At 42.7% G+C, this 16,521-nt stretch carries 14 protein-coding genes; 4 read left to right on the top strand and 10 right to left on the bottom strand.

Annotated elements, in window-relative coordinates; translation table 11 throughout:
• Window positions 1-3: 3 nt before the first annotated feature.
• Window positions 4-1,509 (top strand): DoxX family protein, encoded by a 1,506-nt coding sequence (locus QZ574_RS00600; protein WP_297085650.1) that lies wholly within the window; start codon window positions 4-6, stop codon window positions 1,507-1,509.
• 7 nt (window positions 1,510-1,516) lie between these two features.
• Here QZ574_RS00600 and QZ574_RS00595 read toward each other — a convergent pair whose 3' ends face one another.
• From QZ574_RS00595 to QZ574_RS00570, 6 genes are all read right to left on the bottom strand, one after another.
• Window positions 1,517-3,886, bottom strand: a complete 2,370-nt coding sequence (locus QZ574_RS00595) for a GAF domain-containing protein (protein ID WP_297085648.1) — start codon at window positions 3,884-3,886, stop codon at window positions 1,517-1,519.
• 207 nt (window positions 3,887-4,093) lie between these two features.
• Window positions 4,094-6,019: a peptide-N-glycosidase F-related protein gene (locus QZ574_RS00590; RefSeq protein ID WP_297085645.1), complete on the bottom strand. Its 1,926-nt coding sequence runs from the start codon at window positions 6,017-6,019 to the stop codon at window positions 4,094-4,096.
• Window positions 6,020-6,026: 7 nt separating this feature from the next.
• A complete protein-coding gene (locus QZ574_RS00585; RefSeq protein ID WP_297085643.1) occupies window positions 6,027-7,310 on the bottom strand; it encodes a transglutaminase-like domain-containing protein in 1,284 nt (427 codons plus the stop codon).
• A 186-nt stretch (window positions 7,311-7,496) separates the two neighbouring features.
• Window positions 7,497-8,165: an NAD-dependent epimerase/dehydratase family protein gene (locus QZ574_RS00580; RefSeq protein WP_297085639.1), complete on the bottom strand. Its 669-nt coding sequence runs from the start codon at window positions 8,163-8,165 to the stop codon at window positions 7,497-7,499.
• Window positions 8,162-9,274 (bottom strand): metallophosphoesterase, encoded by a 1,113-nt coding sequence (locus QZ574_RS00575; protein ID WP_297085637.1) that lies wholly within the window; start codon window positions 9,272-9,274, stop codon window positions 8,162-8,164. The genes QZ574_RS00580 and QZ574_RS00575 overlap by 4 nt, the downstream gene beginning before the upstream one ends.
• Window positions 9,275-9,277: 3 nt before the next feature.
• A complete protein-coding gene (locus QZ574_RS00570) occupies window positions 9,278-10,057 on the bottom strand; it encodes an SDR family oxidoreductase (protein ID WP_297085635.1) in 780 nt (259 codons plus the stop codon).
• Window positions 10,058-10,235: 178 nt separating this feature from the next.
• Between QZ574_RS00570 and QZ574_RS00565 the strand changes: the two genes are divergently transcribed.
• Window positions 10,236-11,642, top strand: a complete 1,407-nt coding sequence (locus QZ574_RS00565; protein ID WP_297085632.1) for a PQQ-dependent sugar dehydrogenase — start codon at window positions 10,236-10,238, stop codon at window positions 11,640-11,642.
• 15 nt (window positions 11,643-11,657) lie between these two features.
• Here the strand turns inward: QZ574_RS00565 and QZ574_RS00560 are convergent, their stop codons facing one another.
• The 4 genes from QZ574_RS00560 to QZ574_RS00545 form a co-directional block, all read right to left on the bottom strand.
• Window positions 11,658-12,086 carry an Rrf2 family transcriptional regulator gene (locus QZ574_RS00560; protein ID WP_297085629.1) on the bottom strand — a complete coding sequence of 143 codons (429 nt, stop codon included), beginning with the start codon at window positions 12,084-12,086 and terminating at the stop codon, window positions 11,658-11,660.
• A gap of 12 nt (window positions 12,087-12,098) precedes the next feature.
• On the bottom strand, window positions 12,099-12,680 hold the full coding sequence (locus QZ574_RS00555) for a YceI family protein (RefSeq protein ID WP_297085627.1): 582 nt from the start codon (window positions 12,678-12,680) through the stop codon (window positions 12,099-12,101).
• A 63-nt stretch (window positions 12,681-12,743) separates the two neighbouring features.
• On the bottom strand, window positions 12,744-13,907 hold the full coding sequence (locus QZ574_RS00550; RefSeq protein ID WP_297085625.1) for a hypothetical protein: 1,164 nt from the start codon (window positions 13,905-13,907) through the stop codon (window positions 12,744-12,746).
• Window positions 13,908-13,951: 44 nt separating this feature from the next.
• The gene (locus QZ574_RS00545) at window positions 13,952-14,545 is read right to left on the bottom strand and encodes a YceI family protein (protein WP_297085623.1); all 594 of its coding nucleotides are present in this window, start codon (window positions 14,543-14,545) and stop codon (window positions 13,952-13,954) included.
• 220 nt (window positions 14,546-14,765) lie between these two features.
• On the opposite strand from QZ574_RS00545, the gene QZ574_RS00540 reads away from it, so the two are divergent.
• Together QZ574_RS00540 and QZ574_RS00535 are read left to right on the top strand one after the other, a co-directional pair.
• Complete coding sequence (locus tag QZ574_RS00540) at window positions 14,766-15,467, top strand: protein-L-isoaspartate(D-aspartate) O-methyltransferase (RefSeq protein ID WP_297085621.1); 702 nt, start codon at window positions 14,766-14,768, stop codon at window positions 15,465-15,467.
• A 46-nt stretch (window positions 15,468-15,513) separates the two neighbouring features.
• Entirely contained in the window at window positions 15,514-16,521 is a 1,008-nt protein-coding gene (locus tag QZ574_RS00535) for a hypothetical protein (RefSeq protein WP_297085618.1), read from the top strand.

Here is a 16,521-nt window from a genome sequence, read left to right as displayed (position 1 = left end):
CAAATGAACTGGAAAAAATTTTTCATCACGGTTTTTAGAATAGTTATTGGCTGGCACTTTTTATACGAAGGTTTGGCAAAATTGCTTGCCGGTAACTGGAGTGCTGCCAGCTACCTGTCTGATGCAACCGGTCCTTTCTCGGGCTTTTATCAATGGATGGCCAGCTCCGATTGGGCGTTGGCTGTTATTGATCCCATAAATATTGCAGCGCTTATTTTAATTGGAGTAGGGCTTTTTTTGGGACTTGCCATTCGCTTGTCGGCTCTTTCGGGAGTGGTTTTGCTGCTTTTGTACTACTTTGCCTATCCGCCCTTCGGAAGTACGCTGCCATTAATGGCTGATGGAAACTTGTTTATTGTTAACCGAAACCTTATTGAAGCACTGGCCTTGCTTGTTTTATTTGCATTAAACGAAAAGGGTTGGGGAATTTATGCTCTGCCGGTTTTTGCCAAAAAGAGGGCCGAGGTGGTGGATGAAAAGCCGGCTGCAGTTAAGTCGCGGCGCGAGGCTTTAAAAAATCTGGCCACTATACCTGCACTGGGGGTGTTGGGCGTTGGAGCATTTAAGCAATCGCAGAGATTTGGGGTGGATACGCTTTCAGGTGCAACCATAAAAATAGGTGGTACCGATATAAAAGAGCTAAAGGGCGAGCTGCCTAAAGGAAAAATAGGGTCGCACGAAATTAGCCGTTTGGTGGCCGGCGGTAATCTTATTGGCGGTTGGGCACACTCGCGCGATTTGCATTATGTGCCCTCGCTATTCAGAGCTTACAATACCGAGCGAAAAATTTTTGAAACGCTTATGCTGGCTGAAGAAGCCGGGATAAATACCATAAACATTGGATTTCCGACCAATGCTACCATGCAAAAATACAAACAACTTACCGGAAGTAAAATTAAGGTGATTACCCAGGTGGCTCCCGATGTAAAAAACAACGACTACCTGGTGAATATTAATAAAGCCATTGATTTTGGTGTCGACATTATTCAAATTCAGGGAAACCATTGCGACTGGATGGTGCGCGACAATAAACTGGATAAGATTGATTTAATGCTGGAACATACCCGTAAACAAGGTTATACCGCCGGGCTGGCCTCGCACACTGTTGATGCACTGATTGCTTGCGAAGAACAGGGCATTATTCCGGATTACTACATGAAAACCATGCACCACGACAACTATTGGTCGGCACATCCGCGCGAAAACCGTGTACCTTACGAAGTGGATGGAAAACGCAGCGTGGATCATAACCAGTTTCACGATAATTGTTTTTGTTTGTTCCCCGACAGAACCATTGAATTTGTAGAGCGGGCAACCGTTCCGGTGATGGGTTTTAAAGTGCTGGCTGCCGGTGCCATTAAGCCCGAAGATGGTTTTAACTGGGCTTTTAAAAATGGTGCCGATTTTATTTGCGTTGGAATGTTCGATTTTCAGGTGGTAAATGATGTGAACATCACCATTGATACCTTAAATAACTTGAAGGGACGAACGCGCAAATGGTACGGATAGTTTGTTTTTAATTATTGGTAACAATCCGGGCAATTTCCTCCGGATTGATTTCGTTGGGTGCCAGGTTATCGAAATTTACTTCAACACGTAAGGCTCGCAACCCCGATGCGCCCTTCAGGTCTTCCAGTTCCAGTTCTTCAATTGTTGGGGCAAGGTAGCCTTGTGCTATCAGGTAATCAATGTATTTTTTATATTCCTGAATTTCGTCGGCATGCGAATAAATAATGGCAATTTTTCCAACCTGTGTAATTCGTTCGTTGCTGCCGTTAATGCGCGCTTTGTCAATTCTTTTTTTGGTTATCTCGTACCGAATGTTGTAGGCACCGGCCACATCAAACTTTTTCTCATCTTGCCTGAACTCAATACTTAATGGGTTGGAATGCACCAGGATAAGCTGGGTAATATCGAGCTTGGTAGTCAGTTGTGGTTGAAGTAGTTTTATGCTGCGTGCCACTTTTACCTTAACCAGTAGTTGCCACAGCCTGATATTTTTTAGATAAATTGTGTTGTAGTTCAGGTTTTTCACCAACGATTGCCCAATGTAGGCATTGTATTCAACACCATCGGTTTGGTATTTCTCGAAATAGTGCGGAAAAACAGCCTGCGCTTTATGTTGCTCAATGTCGATAATTTCGCTAACGGTATTGCTTATTTTTGTTAAGCTGTTTTCAAAATCCCTGCGTTTTTTATACACTACTTTCAGCTCCGGATCAAGCGATGAAAAATACACATCAACAGGCTCGCTTAAATCGGCGTAGCGCTCTTTTAGCAGGTTTAAAACCGGGTTAACTTCTTTTTTCAGAAACTCAAGAATAACCACTTCGTCGCCAGCTTTTAAGCCGCTTTTAACTGTGTTAATGTTTTGCTGAATGTTAAAGCAAATGTCGTCGAGCAGCGGCATATCTTTTAGCTGTATGGCATAGTTTAAAATGTCGCGGGCGTGTTCCAGCTGCTCTGTTAAATCCTCTTGAATGGCCATGTTGCGCTCCAGCGATGAGCCTCGAATATCGGCAGCCCCATAAATAGGCACCACATCGGGGAACACTATTTTCTCCATTGGTACCTGATTGCTTTTGTTGGTATGGCTTAAAAAGCGCCCTACGGCCTCCCGGAATCGCCATTCTATTGTTGGGTGAATGGCTGTAAATTCATCCTGAATAACTGCTCTTATTTTATCATTCCATTCTTCTTTTGAGCGTTTCAAAGCCAGCGCAAAAGTAGGAAATACGTCGTGTAGTCTTTTTATTTGAAACATGCTGATGTTATCGGGTGCTGCACAGGCAAATTCCAACATTCCAACAGGTTGCTCATCAATAAAAAGCGGAACAATAGCCAGACTTCTGATGCCTGCATTTAATAGGTTCTGTACCACCAGGTCGTTGGGTTGCTCACCCAGATCGGAAATATTTATGATGCGGTTTTCAGTAAAAGCTTTTTCGTAAACCGAACCAATGTAGTCGCTGCATTGAAGCTCCGATCGCGGAATTATGGTGTTCCAAATCAGGTTAATGTTCAGGTTGGCATCGGCATCGGGGGCAACCGCCATACCAAATTTTAGTTGTGGATTTTCAAACAGTGCACACATACGCTTCTGCAGTACCTCAAAACCTTCATTGGTTTCAATGGTTTTTTTATCCAGCAAATCGGTTTTAAGCTGCGAGATCACAAAATCCTGTGTAATATCGGTAAGGCTAAAATGCATAAATCCTGAGAATTCGAAATTTTCAAGCGGGATTTTCGAGTTCCAGAGATTCAGGTCTTCGGTATTGTCAAAAAGTTCGGCAATTTCTTTTGATGATAGTTTTGGGTGTTTTTTAATTTCGTTTATTTCCAGGTATTCGGCGTGAATGCGCTTTCTTAAGTATTTAACCGAACCGTTGTTGGTATTGGTAACCCGGTAGGTAAACGGAATGTCTACATCAATACTGTAATTGTAAAATTTTTCGAGAATGATAAGATAGGCCTGGTAAAGCTTGGCGATGAGGCTAAGGTCCTGATCTCCATCCATGGCAATTTCAAAATGCTGGGATTTACATCCGGCAGCCTTGTTGTACAACTCGCTTGCAAAAAAGGGCTCCGAGGCAAACGGAAGAGAGCAGGCTTCCATATCGCTGTTGTGGCGCAAGGGGCTTATTACAAAAGCCATAAGTTGCTTCACCAGTTGCGGGTGGTTGTTTAAGGCTTCATCTGCGCAAATTGGGGCATTCAGTTCGGGTGCTTTGTTTACGGCAGCCAATGTGGCTTTTGCCATTTTTTGCATGGGGTGGTCGGTTGTGGAGCTGATTTGTTTAATCTGTGCGATTAGCGTTTTAAAGCTAAGTACCGAGTTAAATGGCAACTGGGTTAGCGAGCAGTTAATATGTTTTCCTGTTTTCATATTGTTTAGCCTGTTGTTAAGTGAGCACTTTCCACTAAAAAGTATAACGCATCGCTTGCCCTTAAAGTTTTGTAAGCTATGCGTTAACTACCTACTTATCTGCTGTCAAAGATATTGTTTTGGATAGAAAGTGGGGCTAAAAAAAAGTTCGGACTGCCCGAAAGACAGTCCGAAATGATATTTATGCTTGCTAAAAAAACTGTGTTTTTAGTATCGAAATCCGCTTTGCGGAATTTTGTTAAAACGGCGGTTCATCTTGTGTTCGCCGTCAACAAAAATTTCCATTACATAGCGTCCTTCCTCCAAATGCCGGAGATCGAGGCCGGTTTGTGCATCTTTAATGTTGGTATACTCATGTGTTTCAATGTATTCGCCATCTTTAGTAATGCGCACTTTTAAAGTTGATTTTTTGTTGGTAGTGGTGTAAATGGTAGCGTAGTCTTTTACCATGCGCGGATAAATATTTACCGAAAGATGGGAGACGGTGGTGTCTACTTTAAAATCGTCATCGGTTCTGAATGCAAAGAACTGACCGTTGCCGCAATCGCTTTCAAACAAATGAATAAGGTTGCCTGCCGTGTCTTTTAAGCGGAGGCGGCCATAACCGGCATCGGCCAAAAACCAGAATTCCAGTCCTTCGCCTGCGGTATCAACCAGGTTTAGAAAATAATTCCCTTCCGCTAATTCAAGTGTATCAACATATGTAGTGGCCGAATCCAACATTTCCGGAGTTTTGGAATAAAGCGTGTCGTAGCTGCTGCTCACAATGTGTAACCAGTTGTCTTCCGGTTTGTTGTTGGTCATAAATTCAACTACAAATTTCGATGGAATTGTTGCGATGCTTTCAAATTCAACTTCCATGTTGTTGTCAGCGTCCCACTCGTCTTCTTTGCCGTTGGGTTCTTCCAAAATTACCGCAAATGAATTTATGCCCTCGTTCATGTCAATTTCACCCGGAAGCGTAATGATGGCTGCCTCGTAAAATCCCAGTTTGCCTTTCCAGTTATAGGTTTTTTCGCTGAATCCTTTGGTTTTATAAATGATCTTCAGTTTGTTCAAATCGCTTTTTCCGAGGTTTCTGATTTTGATGATTGGACTGAATGCGCGGGGATTAAAGCGATTGTAATTATCCTTTAAATTAGGGGCAATAATTTCTTCAATAGCAACGTCGTTTTCGCGATTGGGTGCTTCAAACTGAAAGAAATAGGAGGTAATTTGTTCGCGTGGCTGGTCTTTGTTGGTGGCCGTAAAGGGTTCCATATCCAAATCGAGCTGATGCCTGTTTTTGGTAAGCGGAATGTCAACAACATCAGGGACCTGTAAATCGCCGGGGCACCAGTAAGCGCGGTCGAAAATCCAGGTACCGCCCTGTGGGTAAAGCGGATTGTTGCCGCAGTCTTTCCACATGTCGCGATGATCCACCACTGTTCCGTCGAATTTCAGTTCGCGCCAGCGACTGCAAAACTCGCTGCATCCGCTTGGTCGATCCATGCCATGGCCGGTATGCTGAATTCGAAAGCGGCCAAAAGCTGCATCTTCGGCTCGGGTTATTATTTGTGCTCCCAGTTGTTTCTCTATGGGATCTTCCGGGTCGCCGTAGCGGTAGTTACCGTCCCACATTTTTTCTACTGAAATAAAATCAGCCACTTGTGGTCCGAAAGTTATGTCAAAATCAAGGCTTAAATCCCAGCCCAAATCCGGCGATTCGTAGCCCGAATGGATGTATTCAATCTCTACACTGTCGCGCAAAAATGCCTGAAAATCCGTAACATCAATGCTCCAGGTGTAGTTCCAGCCTTCTTTAAAATTGCTGCCGTAAGGGGTTAGCATACGGCCAATTTCGTAATTGAGCAATTCGCCGTTTACGCCACCTTTTCGAAGTATTTTTACACGGTCCATGTAATCCCAGTGGGCAATGGCCCTGTCTTGCGGGTAGGCTAAGGTAAGGTTAAGTACCACTTTGCGTATTTCCTTATCGGGTGTAGGAAAAACACCCCACTGTACAAAACTTTTTACGCCTTTTGAGGGGTCGGTGTTTATCAGCACCTTATCGTGTGTTTTAACATTTATGGTTTGAGCCAGGGCTGTATGCAATGCTGCAAAAAAGACCAAAAACAGTGTAAAATATTTCATGCTTAATTTATTGATTTAACACAAGTTGAATATCCTGAGAATTCTGGTTCTTGGTAGCTATTGAAAATTCCTCATTTATTTTTTCTTCAGGATGGGTGACAACAAAACGGTAGGCCGTATTTTTTTTAAGTTTAAACTGAAGAAAGCGATTCATGTCGTCGGTTGTTGCAGGAGAATAGCCAAAATCACTTCTTTTGTCATCAGTAAAAACATCCACCCGGCAGCTTAACCGTGCCTCGCTGTTCTGGGTATCGGCATTGGCAAATACCACCACATTGGCCAGTAGTTCGTTAGGTTTAAGTTGGCTGTTCTTTAAAGAGTTCTGATAAATATTGATGTAACGTTGCGTAACATTATGTCCCCAGATGTAGGGTTTGTTATCTGTAGCTCTAGCCTTCATTTTTTCAAAACGCGGACGCACCTCTTCAGGCAATTTGTTTAATTCTGTAACCTGCATGGCATGCGGAGCGTCAACGGCTGCATAGTAAGGCAGTTGTGTTGGTTTAAACGAAGCAGCATAAATCCAGTGCAACATGTGATCGGGGTCGGCTTTTCCGGCATCGGCTACAAACCACGACTGGTCTAAGGAATCGGGGTAATATTCGATAAAATGCCATTGTCCGTTAATCCACACTTCGCTCCAGGTGTGATTTCCCTTGTAGTTGGTCCACATGGCGGTTCCTGCCAGGCGCGAAGGAATGCCAACCGAGCGGTAAGCATTGGTTAATAAAATGGAAAGCCCGGTGCAGGTTGCCATGTGTTCTTTCATGGCCTGAAATGGGCTGATATCGACCCGTGAACGTTTGGTGTTGTATTCTACGTTTACCTCATCTTTAATATTTCGGGCGATGGCCATAATGGCATCCGTACTATTGTTTTTATCGTCGGCATATTTCGAGAATCGTTCGTAAAAATCGGGGCGCCAGTTATCCCGGTCTTCCGAAACGTTGGCGTATGGCAACACTTCGTTTAAAAAAATAGAATCAGGAAGTGCGGCACACCAGGCATATTTCTCCCGGGCTTTGTAGGCATAGCTCACATTTTCGAGCAAAAACGAGGCGCTTAGCGAAGTAAGGTCACGCTCCGGCATATAGCTGATAAGAAAGGCCATTCCTTCTTTCTGTGCTTTGGGCGCTTCTAAAAGTGCCCGTTCGAGTTCTTCCGCATTCTCGCCGGCTTTTGTAAGAGCGGTGTCTAAAAGTGCATGGTAAAACGCAGGAACCCCTTGGTAATTAGATTGACAACTGCAAAGAAAATAAAACAACAGAATAAATAGGAAAGGTTTTTTCATAGCTCGAGTTATTAAAATAATTTAATAATAACGCAAAACTAATAAAATAATTTATTATAAACGATAGGCTGCAGCGTCCTTTTATTGAGAAGGTGCTTAAATGTTAGTTAAAGCAGGGAGGTTAAGGTACAACCCAAGCAGGAGGGCGTTAAAGTAGTTGATAAACAGCCTGTTTTATGTTTGGCATTATTTTTCAGCCAGTTGAATAATGTCACGTGGTTTTAGCACCATTGCCGGGTAGCCGTAAAGTGCCGAATTTATCATGGCAAGGCCCATTTGGGTAGTATTAACCACCGCGTTTGGAGCCAGCGCTTTAATAAGTTTTACCAGCCACATAAAATAGTCGTAAATAAACTGGTAGGCTTTTGTGCGCGATTTTATGCCCCGAAGCGGGATAATTGCCCCGGGCCGAAACATGTATGCTTGCTTAAATCCTAGTTTTAGTAAATCGTTTTCGGTTTTTCCTTTTACTCTGGCCCACATTACGCGGCCTTTTTCGCTCGAGTCGGTGCCTTCACCCGACACATAGTTAAATGTCATTTCAGGATTTACCTTGACCAATTCAAGCGCCAGCGCCAGTGTAAAATTGTAGGTAAGGTGCTTAAAATTGGGTTCTTTTAGGCCAACTGAGCTAACGCCCATGCAAAAAAAGCAGGCATCAAAACCACTAATTTGGCTTTTTAGCTCCGAAAAATCGGAAAAATCAGCATGAATTATTTCGCTAAGTTTTGGGTGTTGCATGGCTACCGAATTACGGCCAATTACTACCACCTCCTGTACTTTTTTATGATCAAGGCACTCGAGCAGAACACCTTTGCCAACCATACCTGTCGCACCTGTTATTATTACTTTCATTTTGCTGATGGTTTAAGTTTGAGAATTACAATTTCGCTTTTCGTGCCCACGCGCATGGGCGGCCCAAAGGTGCCAACTCCCTGCGAGGTATAGATGGAGGTTTCCTTAAATTTCTTTAGCCCTTTGTTGTACTGATAAACCCCGCGTACCACAAAATTAAACGGAAATAATTGTCCGTTGTGGGTGTGCCCGGCCAGGTACAGGTTTACACCGTATTTATTGGCAAGTTCTATTCCGTCGGGGCTATGGTGCAGTAAAACCGTGGGTTTGTCAGGGAAAATATTCAGCTGGCTAAGTACTGATTGCATACTTGGTTTGGCAGCGGTGCCATGCATTCCGGGGTCGTTGTTGGTAGCACGCATGTGGTTGAGCCCGATAATTTGCAGTTGATTAAAATGGGTAACTTCATTCTCCAGAACTTCAACCCCAATATGGCGTAGCTTTTGTTTTATTTCTTTGGCACCAGAGTAGCCGTCGTGGTTGCCTTCAACAAAATAAACCGGAGCATTTAAATGGGTCAGGGGTTCAAGGCTTTTGCTGGTTAGCCGAATTTTTCCGTCAAACAAATCGCCGGTAATAAAAACTACATCAGGTTGTTGGGCATTGGTTTTATCAACAATTTTTTGGAGGGTTTTTGGCCCCCAGAAATGCCCGATGTGAATGTCGGAAAGATGGGCAATGGTAATGTTGCTGTGCAGGCCTGGTATAGCTATTTCTTCTTTACTTATTCTTTTATACTGCGCATTTAAAATGCCGCCGCCGGTAATGGCCACTGCCAGGGCAACGGAGGCTAATCCTTGCATTTTTGCATTTGTTTTTACAAGCAGGTTTAGTAAATCAACCGCTGCTACAGCGAGTAAAAGGTAAAGCAAAAAGCCCATAATTATTGATGCCGCAATATAAACGCTGTTGGCAAAAGTACCCTGGGCATTGGTAAATCCAATTATTCCGGCCAGCATAAAAATGGTAAGTCCGGCAAATGTAGCCAGCATAAAACGCGGGTTTCGCAAATCGAAATAGAACGAAAAACGTTTTGCCAGGTAAAAATTAGCACCGGCCAAAAGGACAAAAAACAGGGCAAAAAACAAAAGCGGAAATAGTTGTCTCATTGTTTACTTGGTTTCCTGCATTTTTTTAACCGTTTTTAGCATCATTTTTTTAGGCATAAAAGGAATCGCCGAAATCATAATTTTCTGGGCAAAAGTTAAGCCCGATATTACATCCATTTTTCCTTTTAACATGGCTTTGTAACCATCTTCGGCCACACTGCGGGCGGTAGCTGTTTTTTTAAACATAGCTGTTTTGTCCATTCCCGAGGTAGCACCAAATTCGGTTTCGGTGGCACCCGGCATCAGGTTGGTTACCGTTATGTTGGTATGCGAAAGCTCTTCTGAAAGTGCGTTGCTAAGCGATCGAACATAAGCTTTTGTGGCAAAATATACTGCCTGAAGCGGGCCTGGCATAAAACTGGCAGTTGACGAATTGTTTAATATTTTACCGGAGTTGCGTTGAATAAAATCGGGTAAAAACAAACGGGTCATGGCTGTTAACGAGGTAACATTCAGGTTGATCATTGCAACCTGCCGGTCGTAATCCAATTCATGAAATTTACCTACACCCCCAAAACCGGCGTTGTTTATCAGAATGTCAATTTCTATTCCTGCTTTTTTTAGTTCGTCGTAAATCGCTTGTGGTGATTCGGGCTTTCCCAAATCTTTGGCTATTACCCAAACTTTCACACCGTATTGTTTTTCCAGTTCGCTTTTTAATTCTTCCAGCTTGTCTTTGCTGCGGGCAACAATTACAAGGTCGCCTCCTGTTTGGGCATGAATGTGCGACAACTCTTTGCCAATACCGGTTGAGGCGCCGCTTATAAGTGCTACATTTTTCATTTCAACATATTTTTTATTCATTACAAAATTACATGCTTGTGTGTTCAACTTCGTATACTTTTTACTGTTGGTTGAATATATTTTACCGAAAAAAAGATTGAAGAATTGTTTTGGCTGAACAAATTTCGTCAAATTTTCTTATTTTATGGCGAATGAAAGTTAATCTAAATCAACGGTTATGAAATCAACAGCCATTATTCTTTTAAGTTTCTTTTTCATTTATGCTTTTAATCATCAGTTGGCAGCCCAAAACGGAGCACAGCTGTACGGGCAACATTGTGCCTCGTGCCACGGTGCAAACCTCAACGGAGGAAATGCCGCCAGCTTAATTGATGGAGTCTGGCAGTTTGGCGCAGAGGATAATTATGTGTTTAGAAATATAAAGTTTGGTATTGCACATCTGGGTATGCCATCATACGAGGCCACGCTAAACGATGGCGAAATTCGTGCGCTAATGGCGTATCTTCGTGAATCGGAACAAAAGGCAGGAGCCGAAAAACCACCTATCGCCAAAGAACTTGAAACACTGGATTATTTAATTGATGTTGAAGTGTTTGCTGAAGGACTTGAAATTCCGTGGGCGATTGATTTTTTAGATGAAAATACAGCCCTGGTTACAGAGCGCCCCGGGCGGCTTCGTGTGGTAAAAAACGGAAAATTGTTGGACGCTGCAGTAAAAAATACGCCGGAAGTGCTGCATGCCGGGCAGGGCGGTTTAATGGATGTGGCTATCGACCCGGATTACCAACACAACGGATGGGTTTATCTGGCCTATAGTCATGTTTTGGCTGAAGAAGATGGAGGACAACGACCGCCGGCCATGACGCGCATTGTACGTGGAAAAATTGAAAATAATATATGGACCAGCCAGGAGGTTTTATTTGAAGCGCCGCACGAGACTTACCGTACCACCCGCCACCATTATGGTTGCCGGATTGTTTTTGATCCGTGGGGGTATTTGTATTTTGCTATTGGCGACCGTGGAGCAGGCTACCAGGCACAGGATTTTACACTACCAAACGGTAAGGTGCATCGCATTTACAAAGATGGCAGCATTCCGGCAGATAACCCCTGGGTGGTTGAAGAAGGTGCCATCCCATCGTTGTATTCGCTGGGTAACCGCAATATTCAGGGCATGGCCATACATCCGCAAACCGGCGAGTTGTGGACAACTGAACACGGGCCAATGGGTGGCGACGAACTGAACCGCATAGAATGGGGAAAAAACTATGGTTGGGAAACCATTACCTATGGAAAAAACTATAACGGAACAATTATTACCGAAGAAACCCATAAGCCCGGAATGGAGCAGCCCAATTTGTACTGGCGGCCATCTATTGCGGTTTGTGGCCTCGATTTTTACAGCGGCGATTTGTTTAAGAAATGGAAAAACAAATTGTTGGTAGGCGCCTTAAAATACGAAGAAGTGCGTTTGCTGCAAATTGAAGGTGAACGGGTTGTGCACGAGGAAGTGATTGTAAAAAACCAGGGACGTGTGCGCGATGTGTCGACCGGGCCTGATGGGGCAATTTACGTGGTGTTAAATAAACCGGGAACGGTGATTCGTTTAACACCAAAAGAATAATCGGAAAATGTAGTTTTAGTTTACAATGTCATCCAGTTCTATCTGGTTTTCAATTAAATCGGCAATGGAGGTTGCTTTCAGGTATTGAATAATTTGGTTGTTAAGTTGGCCCCAGAAGCCTTTTGAAGCGCATACTCCTTCGCGTTTGCACGAAAAGTTATGCGACAGGCAATCTACCACACAAACTCCGGGTTCAAAAGCATTGTGCACATCGTAAACCGTAATTTCTGACGGAGTTTTGGTAAGCACATAACCGCTACGTCTGCCACCTGCCTTGCTCACTAAGCCTGCCACTTTTAATGCCGTAATTATGTGGTCAAGGTATTTGTACGAAATATCCTGGTTGGCAGCAATATCTTTCTGATAGATTCCGTCTTCCGAATCATTCATCGCTATTTCAAGAATAGCTCTCACTCCATATCTTGTTTTGGTACTAAATTTCAAAAGCTTTGATTTTTAGTTTACGAACTCATGTTTAAAAGCAAAAGTAATAAAAACTTCATCATTCACTTTTACTACGCCAAGTACTTTTTTGGGCGGATCGATGTTAAAATCGGTGAGTTTTATTTGCAAAGCACCTTCAATCATTACTTCCGATGAATCACACGAACTTATTTTGCAGGGCACAAGGTAATTGTGCTGATTTCCGGCAAGGCTTATATGGGCGTTCATGGCGGTAAGTTCACCGGGCTTAATCTTGTCAGCTTTTTCTTCGGGTTCAATTTTAATTTTAATCTCGGGGTATTTAGCGGCTTTTAGCAGCTTTAAAAAGTCGTTGCGCATGTGCTGATTACTGCCTGTAAATTCTTTTACCGGAACCGTTACCTGGTGGCTCCACGTGCTTTTATCAGATTGTACCAGCCTTGGCGCTGCATGTATAAACTCAAAACTATTGATGTTTGATGAGCCTTCAATCAGAACATAGTTTGTGCAGTTTTTGGGCCTGTTGTGGTGCGGGTGGGCAAAGGATTTGACCGGCGGGCTGCAAATGCAGGCCAGCAGCAAAAGTGTGTAATATGTGTGCACCAATCCTTTCATAAAAAAACAATTAGGAATACCCGGATAATTCCGGGCTATTCCTATTATTACTAACTGTCCGTGTTAGAATGAAATGGCTGCTTCCAGTACCACTCCGTTAAATTTGCCCCCATTAATTTCACCATGAGCAGGGCCTTCATATTTTTGATTTACATAGTCGAGTTTTACCACAACATTGTCGGTCATAAACCATCCGCCACCAATGTTGGTACGATTAACTTCCGAGTCCAAACCATCTGAAACGTGGTTGTAGCGTGTGCCAAAATAGAAACTTCCTACGCGGTATAAAGCCTGAATTGCAGCCTGCGAGAAATCCTGGTCGGCACCTCTTTTTACACCACTCATGGTTTCGTACACACCAAAAATCTCGAGTCCTTTAAACTGGAAGAAAACGTTGGCCATGTAAGAATTCAGTTTCGACTGTCCGCTACCGGGGCTCCATCTTCCCGAACGGAAATTATCGCCTTCGGCAGCAGCTGTTTGCATTACATTGTAATAGCGTGCACCGGCGCGGTCGCCATCCCAAAGGTAAACACCGCTGTGCCCGTCGGGAGCATGAAAGCCTGACAATGATGCACGTACGCGCAGGTCGTCGTTAATGTTTTTGTCGTATGCCAGTTTCCAGTTAAAAGTAAGGTCTTCGCCAATGTCATTTCCGCGTCCGTAGTTTACACGTCCGTTGCTAAGGCCGGCTACAGCAATAATTCCGTTGTTACGAAACATAAATTCAATAGCCGGGTTAGTGGTAAAAGCATCCATTACCCAGTTGCCCACAAAGGGGTTGTTAATTACGTTACCATTGTTGCTGCGGAAATAGTGAGCATCGCCGTAGTCAGGCGTCATAACACCTGCTTTAATGGTCATGTATTTCATTAGTTTTTCACTTCCTTTCAGGAAAGGCATGTGATCGATAATCAGATAGCCACCTTCTACCCATGCCTCGTTGTGGTGACGCGACGACATGTAGTTATTAATGTAAAGCTGAATACCCGGAGCCAAATCGGCTGTAACGCTCAGGTTGGCAGTTGGTAAGTTGAAGTTATTTTTCAGGTCAATCAACTCCACATCGGCTTCGTGGTCGAGTGCCTGTAGCTGAATAGCAAAATCACCTCCAACTTTAACTTTCATTTTTTCAAAAGTTGTCGGGTCAAGTTTGGCTTTTTCAAATTGGCCGTAAGCAACTGATCCGATTAGGAAAACGGTTAATAATAATGCTAACTTTTTCATTGTAGTAAATTTTAAGTGTTTATGTTTCAGTAATTTATTTGGTGTTATTCATTTATTTTGCTGGTTTGCATCTGCTGTAAAACCACATCGAAGAGGATAGTCACTTCATTTCCGGTTTTTAGGGTTCCCATCATCGCAGTTGGTGGTTCAATCCCAAAATCGCTCATTTTTATAGGAATTTTACCCGATACTTTAAATCGGTCGTCCTCAATTGAGGGCACCAGAAATTCAAGTTCAACTTCCTTTTGTACACCTGCAATCTTTAATTTTCCTTTGCTTGTACTTTTCGAGTTTTGATTGATGGAAATGCCTTCGTCTGATGTGAAGCTGATTTTCGGATGCTCATCGGCATTAAGCGCTTTATGCGTTTTGTTATCCATTATTTTTTTATCGCTTTTTATGTCTGTTGCTAAACACGAAAAATCGATAGATTCAATGGAGAAACTCTCGTTGTTTAGAGCCGAAATCGCAGTGACACACGAAAATTTTTCTACTACCATTTCCCAATCGTGGATGGATGATGTTCCGGTTATTAACAATTTACTTTGTTCAGTATTGAGCTGGTAGCTCACCTGAGCAAAACATAAGCTGCTTGTTAGTAATAAAGCAAGCATGCTTATAATCAGTCGTTTATTCATTACATATTTTTTCATAACTATTAAAACTATAAAGCCTATCAAATAAGTAGGACAAATATAATTAAAGAAAAATATCTCTAATCATGATCGAAGTCATATTTTGCTGCTATCTGCTGTAAAACATGATTTTGTTGATTGTATAGGATAATGCAGAATGTAAGGCCTGATTATAACCTTGAAGCAGACAATCGCGTTAAAAAATATTGTTAGTAACAGAAAAATGAAGGCGGCAATTTTCTTTTTGGGATGGCTTGTGGTGACAAATTGTTATGCACAAAATAATTTGTTTAATCATGAGCGGTATTTAATGGTTGAGCAGCAGCTAAAACAGCGCGGGATAAAGGATAAACGCGTATTGGCTGCTTTTTCCAAGGTGCCTCGGCACCTTTTTGTGCTACCCGAATACCAGAAGCAGGCCTATGCCGATTCTCCCTTGCCTATTAATGAGGGCCAAACCATATCGCAACCCTATGTGGTGGCTGTTATGACTGAGATTTTAGAATTGCAGTGTTCTGACCGGGTGCTGGAAATTGGAACCGGATCTGGTTACCAGGCTGCAATTTTAGCACAGCTTTGCGATTCGGTATTTACTGTCGAGCTTTTTCAGGAACTCAGTAAAAAGGCCGGGCAGGTTTTTACGCAATTAAATTATACCAATATTTATTATAAGGTGGGCGATGGTTATAAGGGTTGGCCCGAAAAAGCGCCTTTTGATGCAATAATCGTAACCTGTTCGCCAACACATGTTCCGCAAGCATTAAAAGAACAACTGGCGGAAGGTGGCCGCTTAATTATTCCGGTTGGCGACCGAGGGATTCAGCAATTGGTATTACTGCGGAAAAAGAAAGGAAAAGTAAGCGAAAAACGTATTCTACCTGTTCGTTTTGTGCCTATGCTAAACAAAAAAGGAGGCAGTTATTAAAACAGTTTATCTGTTTCTGATAAGTAACGATTAAAAAGCTTCGCCAATGTGTAAAACAATTCTTCTGAGTGGTATGCTCTTTCTGTTCTGTGTATTTAGTCATCATAATAAGTACAAAAATGTGCTTCCGCATACAAGTGCCGGTAATCTGAAAATCGCTCCTCAGCTTAGTGTGGAAAGGCCCGATTATCCATCGCCGGTAATTTCAACCAACAATAGAGAATATGTGCTGGTAAAAACAAAAGATGAAAGGTATACCTGGTTTGATGCCACGGTTGAAAATGGTGCTTCTTTTAACTATAAAAAAGGACTTTATGGTAAGGGGAACCAATTGCTGGCCGATGAAAATGATTTTCCGCACTTTGCAAAATATGGAATACATGCTGTAAAGGAATTAAGAAATACTAAAATTATAACAGGATTATCGGTAGCTAAAATTACCGTTGATGCCCGGCCATTGGGGGCGTCGGGTGTTGGCTTTGTTGCTCCCGACGAAACTATTCTGTCAGTAATTTACGGCGATAATGAGACGGTAAATAATATGCAGCTAAGTCATTGTGATATGGCCCGCCCTCTTTTTCATTTTTGGAATATTATGCACGACTTTGATAAACTCTTTAACGCGGATGAAAGCCCAGCAAAACCAGAGCCTGTAGCCTTAATCTACAACGGATTAAAAATTGAATTTAAAGTGCATGGAAGCAGAGGTTGGCAGGAATCGGTATTTAACGACGAGATTCTGGGTACCGGACATCTTGAGTTGTGGCGGGAAACTACTTCTGAAGAAAAGGAGTTTCTGAAAAAGCATTATGCGAATCTTAATCAAGAAGAATTGAACGTGCTTGAACAAAAGCTAAAGTATTTGCATACCGGCGAAATGGTATTTTTTTACATTAACCGCTATGGTTTTTACGAAGGGCATACCGAGTACCGCGTTGATCCGGTAACGGTTGCATTTTTGTTTGGGTTAAAATCTATTGAGGAATTGCACCGGTTGGCAAACGGTGATCTCTATGCTTATTTCACGACCCATTTTATTGAAAATCCTGAATAA

The organism is uncultured Draconibacterium sp. (assembly GCF_913063105.1).
GTDB lineage: Bacteria > Bacteroidota > Bacteroidia > Bacteroidales > Prolixibacteraceae > Draconibacterium.
This window is presented reverse-complemented; position numbering and strand designations above follow the sequence as displayed.

What these genes read in the sequence shown, in the direction of transcription:
- QZ574_RS00600 (WP_297085650.1), top strand. Translation starts at nt 4, where the DNA reads ATGAACTGGAAAAAATTTTTCATCACGGTTTTTAGAATAGTTATTGGC.
- QZ574_RS00595 (WP_297085648.1), bottom strand. Translation starts at nt 3,886, where the DNA reads ATGAAAACAGGAAAACATATTAACTGCTCGCTAACCCAGTTGCCATTT.
- QZ574_RS00590 (WP_297085645.1), bottom strand. Translation starts at nt 6,019, where the DNA reads ATGAAATATTTTACACTGTTTTTGGTCTTTTTTGCAGCATTGCATACA.
- QZ574_RS00585 (WP_297085643.1), bottom strand. Translation starts at nt 7,310, where the DNA reads ATGAAAAAACCTTTCCTATTTATTCTGTTGTTTTATTTTCTTTGCAGT.
- QZ574_RS00580 (WP_297085639.1), bottom strand. Translation starts at nt 8,165, where the DNA reads ATGAAAGTAATAATAACAGGTGCGACAGGTATGGTTGGCAAAGGTGTT.
- QZ574_RS00575 (WP_297085637.1), bottom strand. Translation starts at nt 9,274, where the DNA reads ATGAGACAACTATTTCCGCTTTTGTTTTTTGCCCTGTTTTTTGTCCTT.
- QZ574_RS00570 (WP_297085635.1), bottom strand. Translation starts at nt 10,057, where the DNA reads ATGAAAAATGTAGCACTTATAAGCGGCGCCTCAACCGGTATTGGCAAA.
- QZ574_RS00565 (WP_297085632.1), top strand. Translation starts at nt 10,236, where the DNA reads ATGAAATCAACAGCCATTATTCTTTTAAGTTTCTTTTTCATTTATGCT.
- QZ574_RS00555 (WP_297085627.1), bottom strand. Translation starts at nt 12,680, where the DNA reads ATGAAAGGATTGGTGCACACATATTACACACTTTTGCTGCTGGCCTGC.
- QZ574_RS00550 (WP_297085625.1), bottom strand. Translation starts at nt 13,907, where the DNA reads ATGAAAAAGTTAGCATTATTATTAACCGTTTTCCTAATCGGATCAGTT.
- QZ574_RS00545 (WP_297085623.1), bottom strand. Translation starts at nt 14,545, where the DNA reads ATGAATAAACGACTGATTATAAGCATGCTTGCTTTATTACTAACAAGC.
- QZ574_RS00540 (WP_297085621.1), top strand. Translation starts at nt 14,766, where the DNA reads ATGAAGGCGGCAATTTTCTTTTTGGGATGGCTTGTGGTGACAAATTGT.
- QZ574_RS00535 (WP_297085618.1), top strand. Translation starts at nt 15,514, where the DNA reads ATGTGTAAAACAATTCTTCTGAGTGGTATGCTCTTTCTGTTCTGTGTA.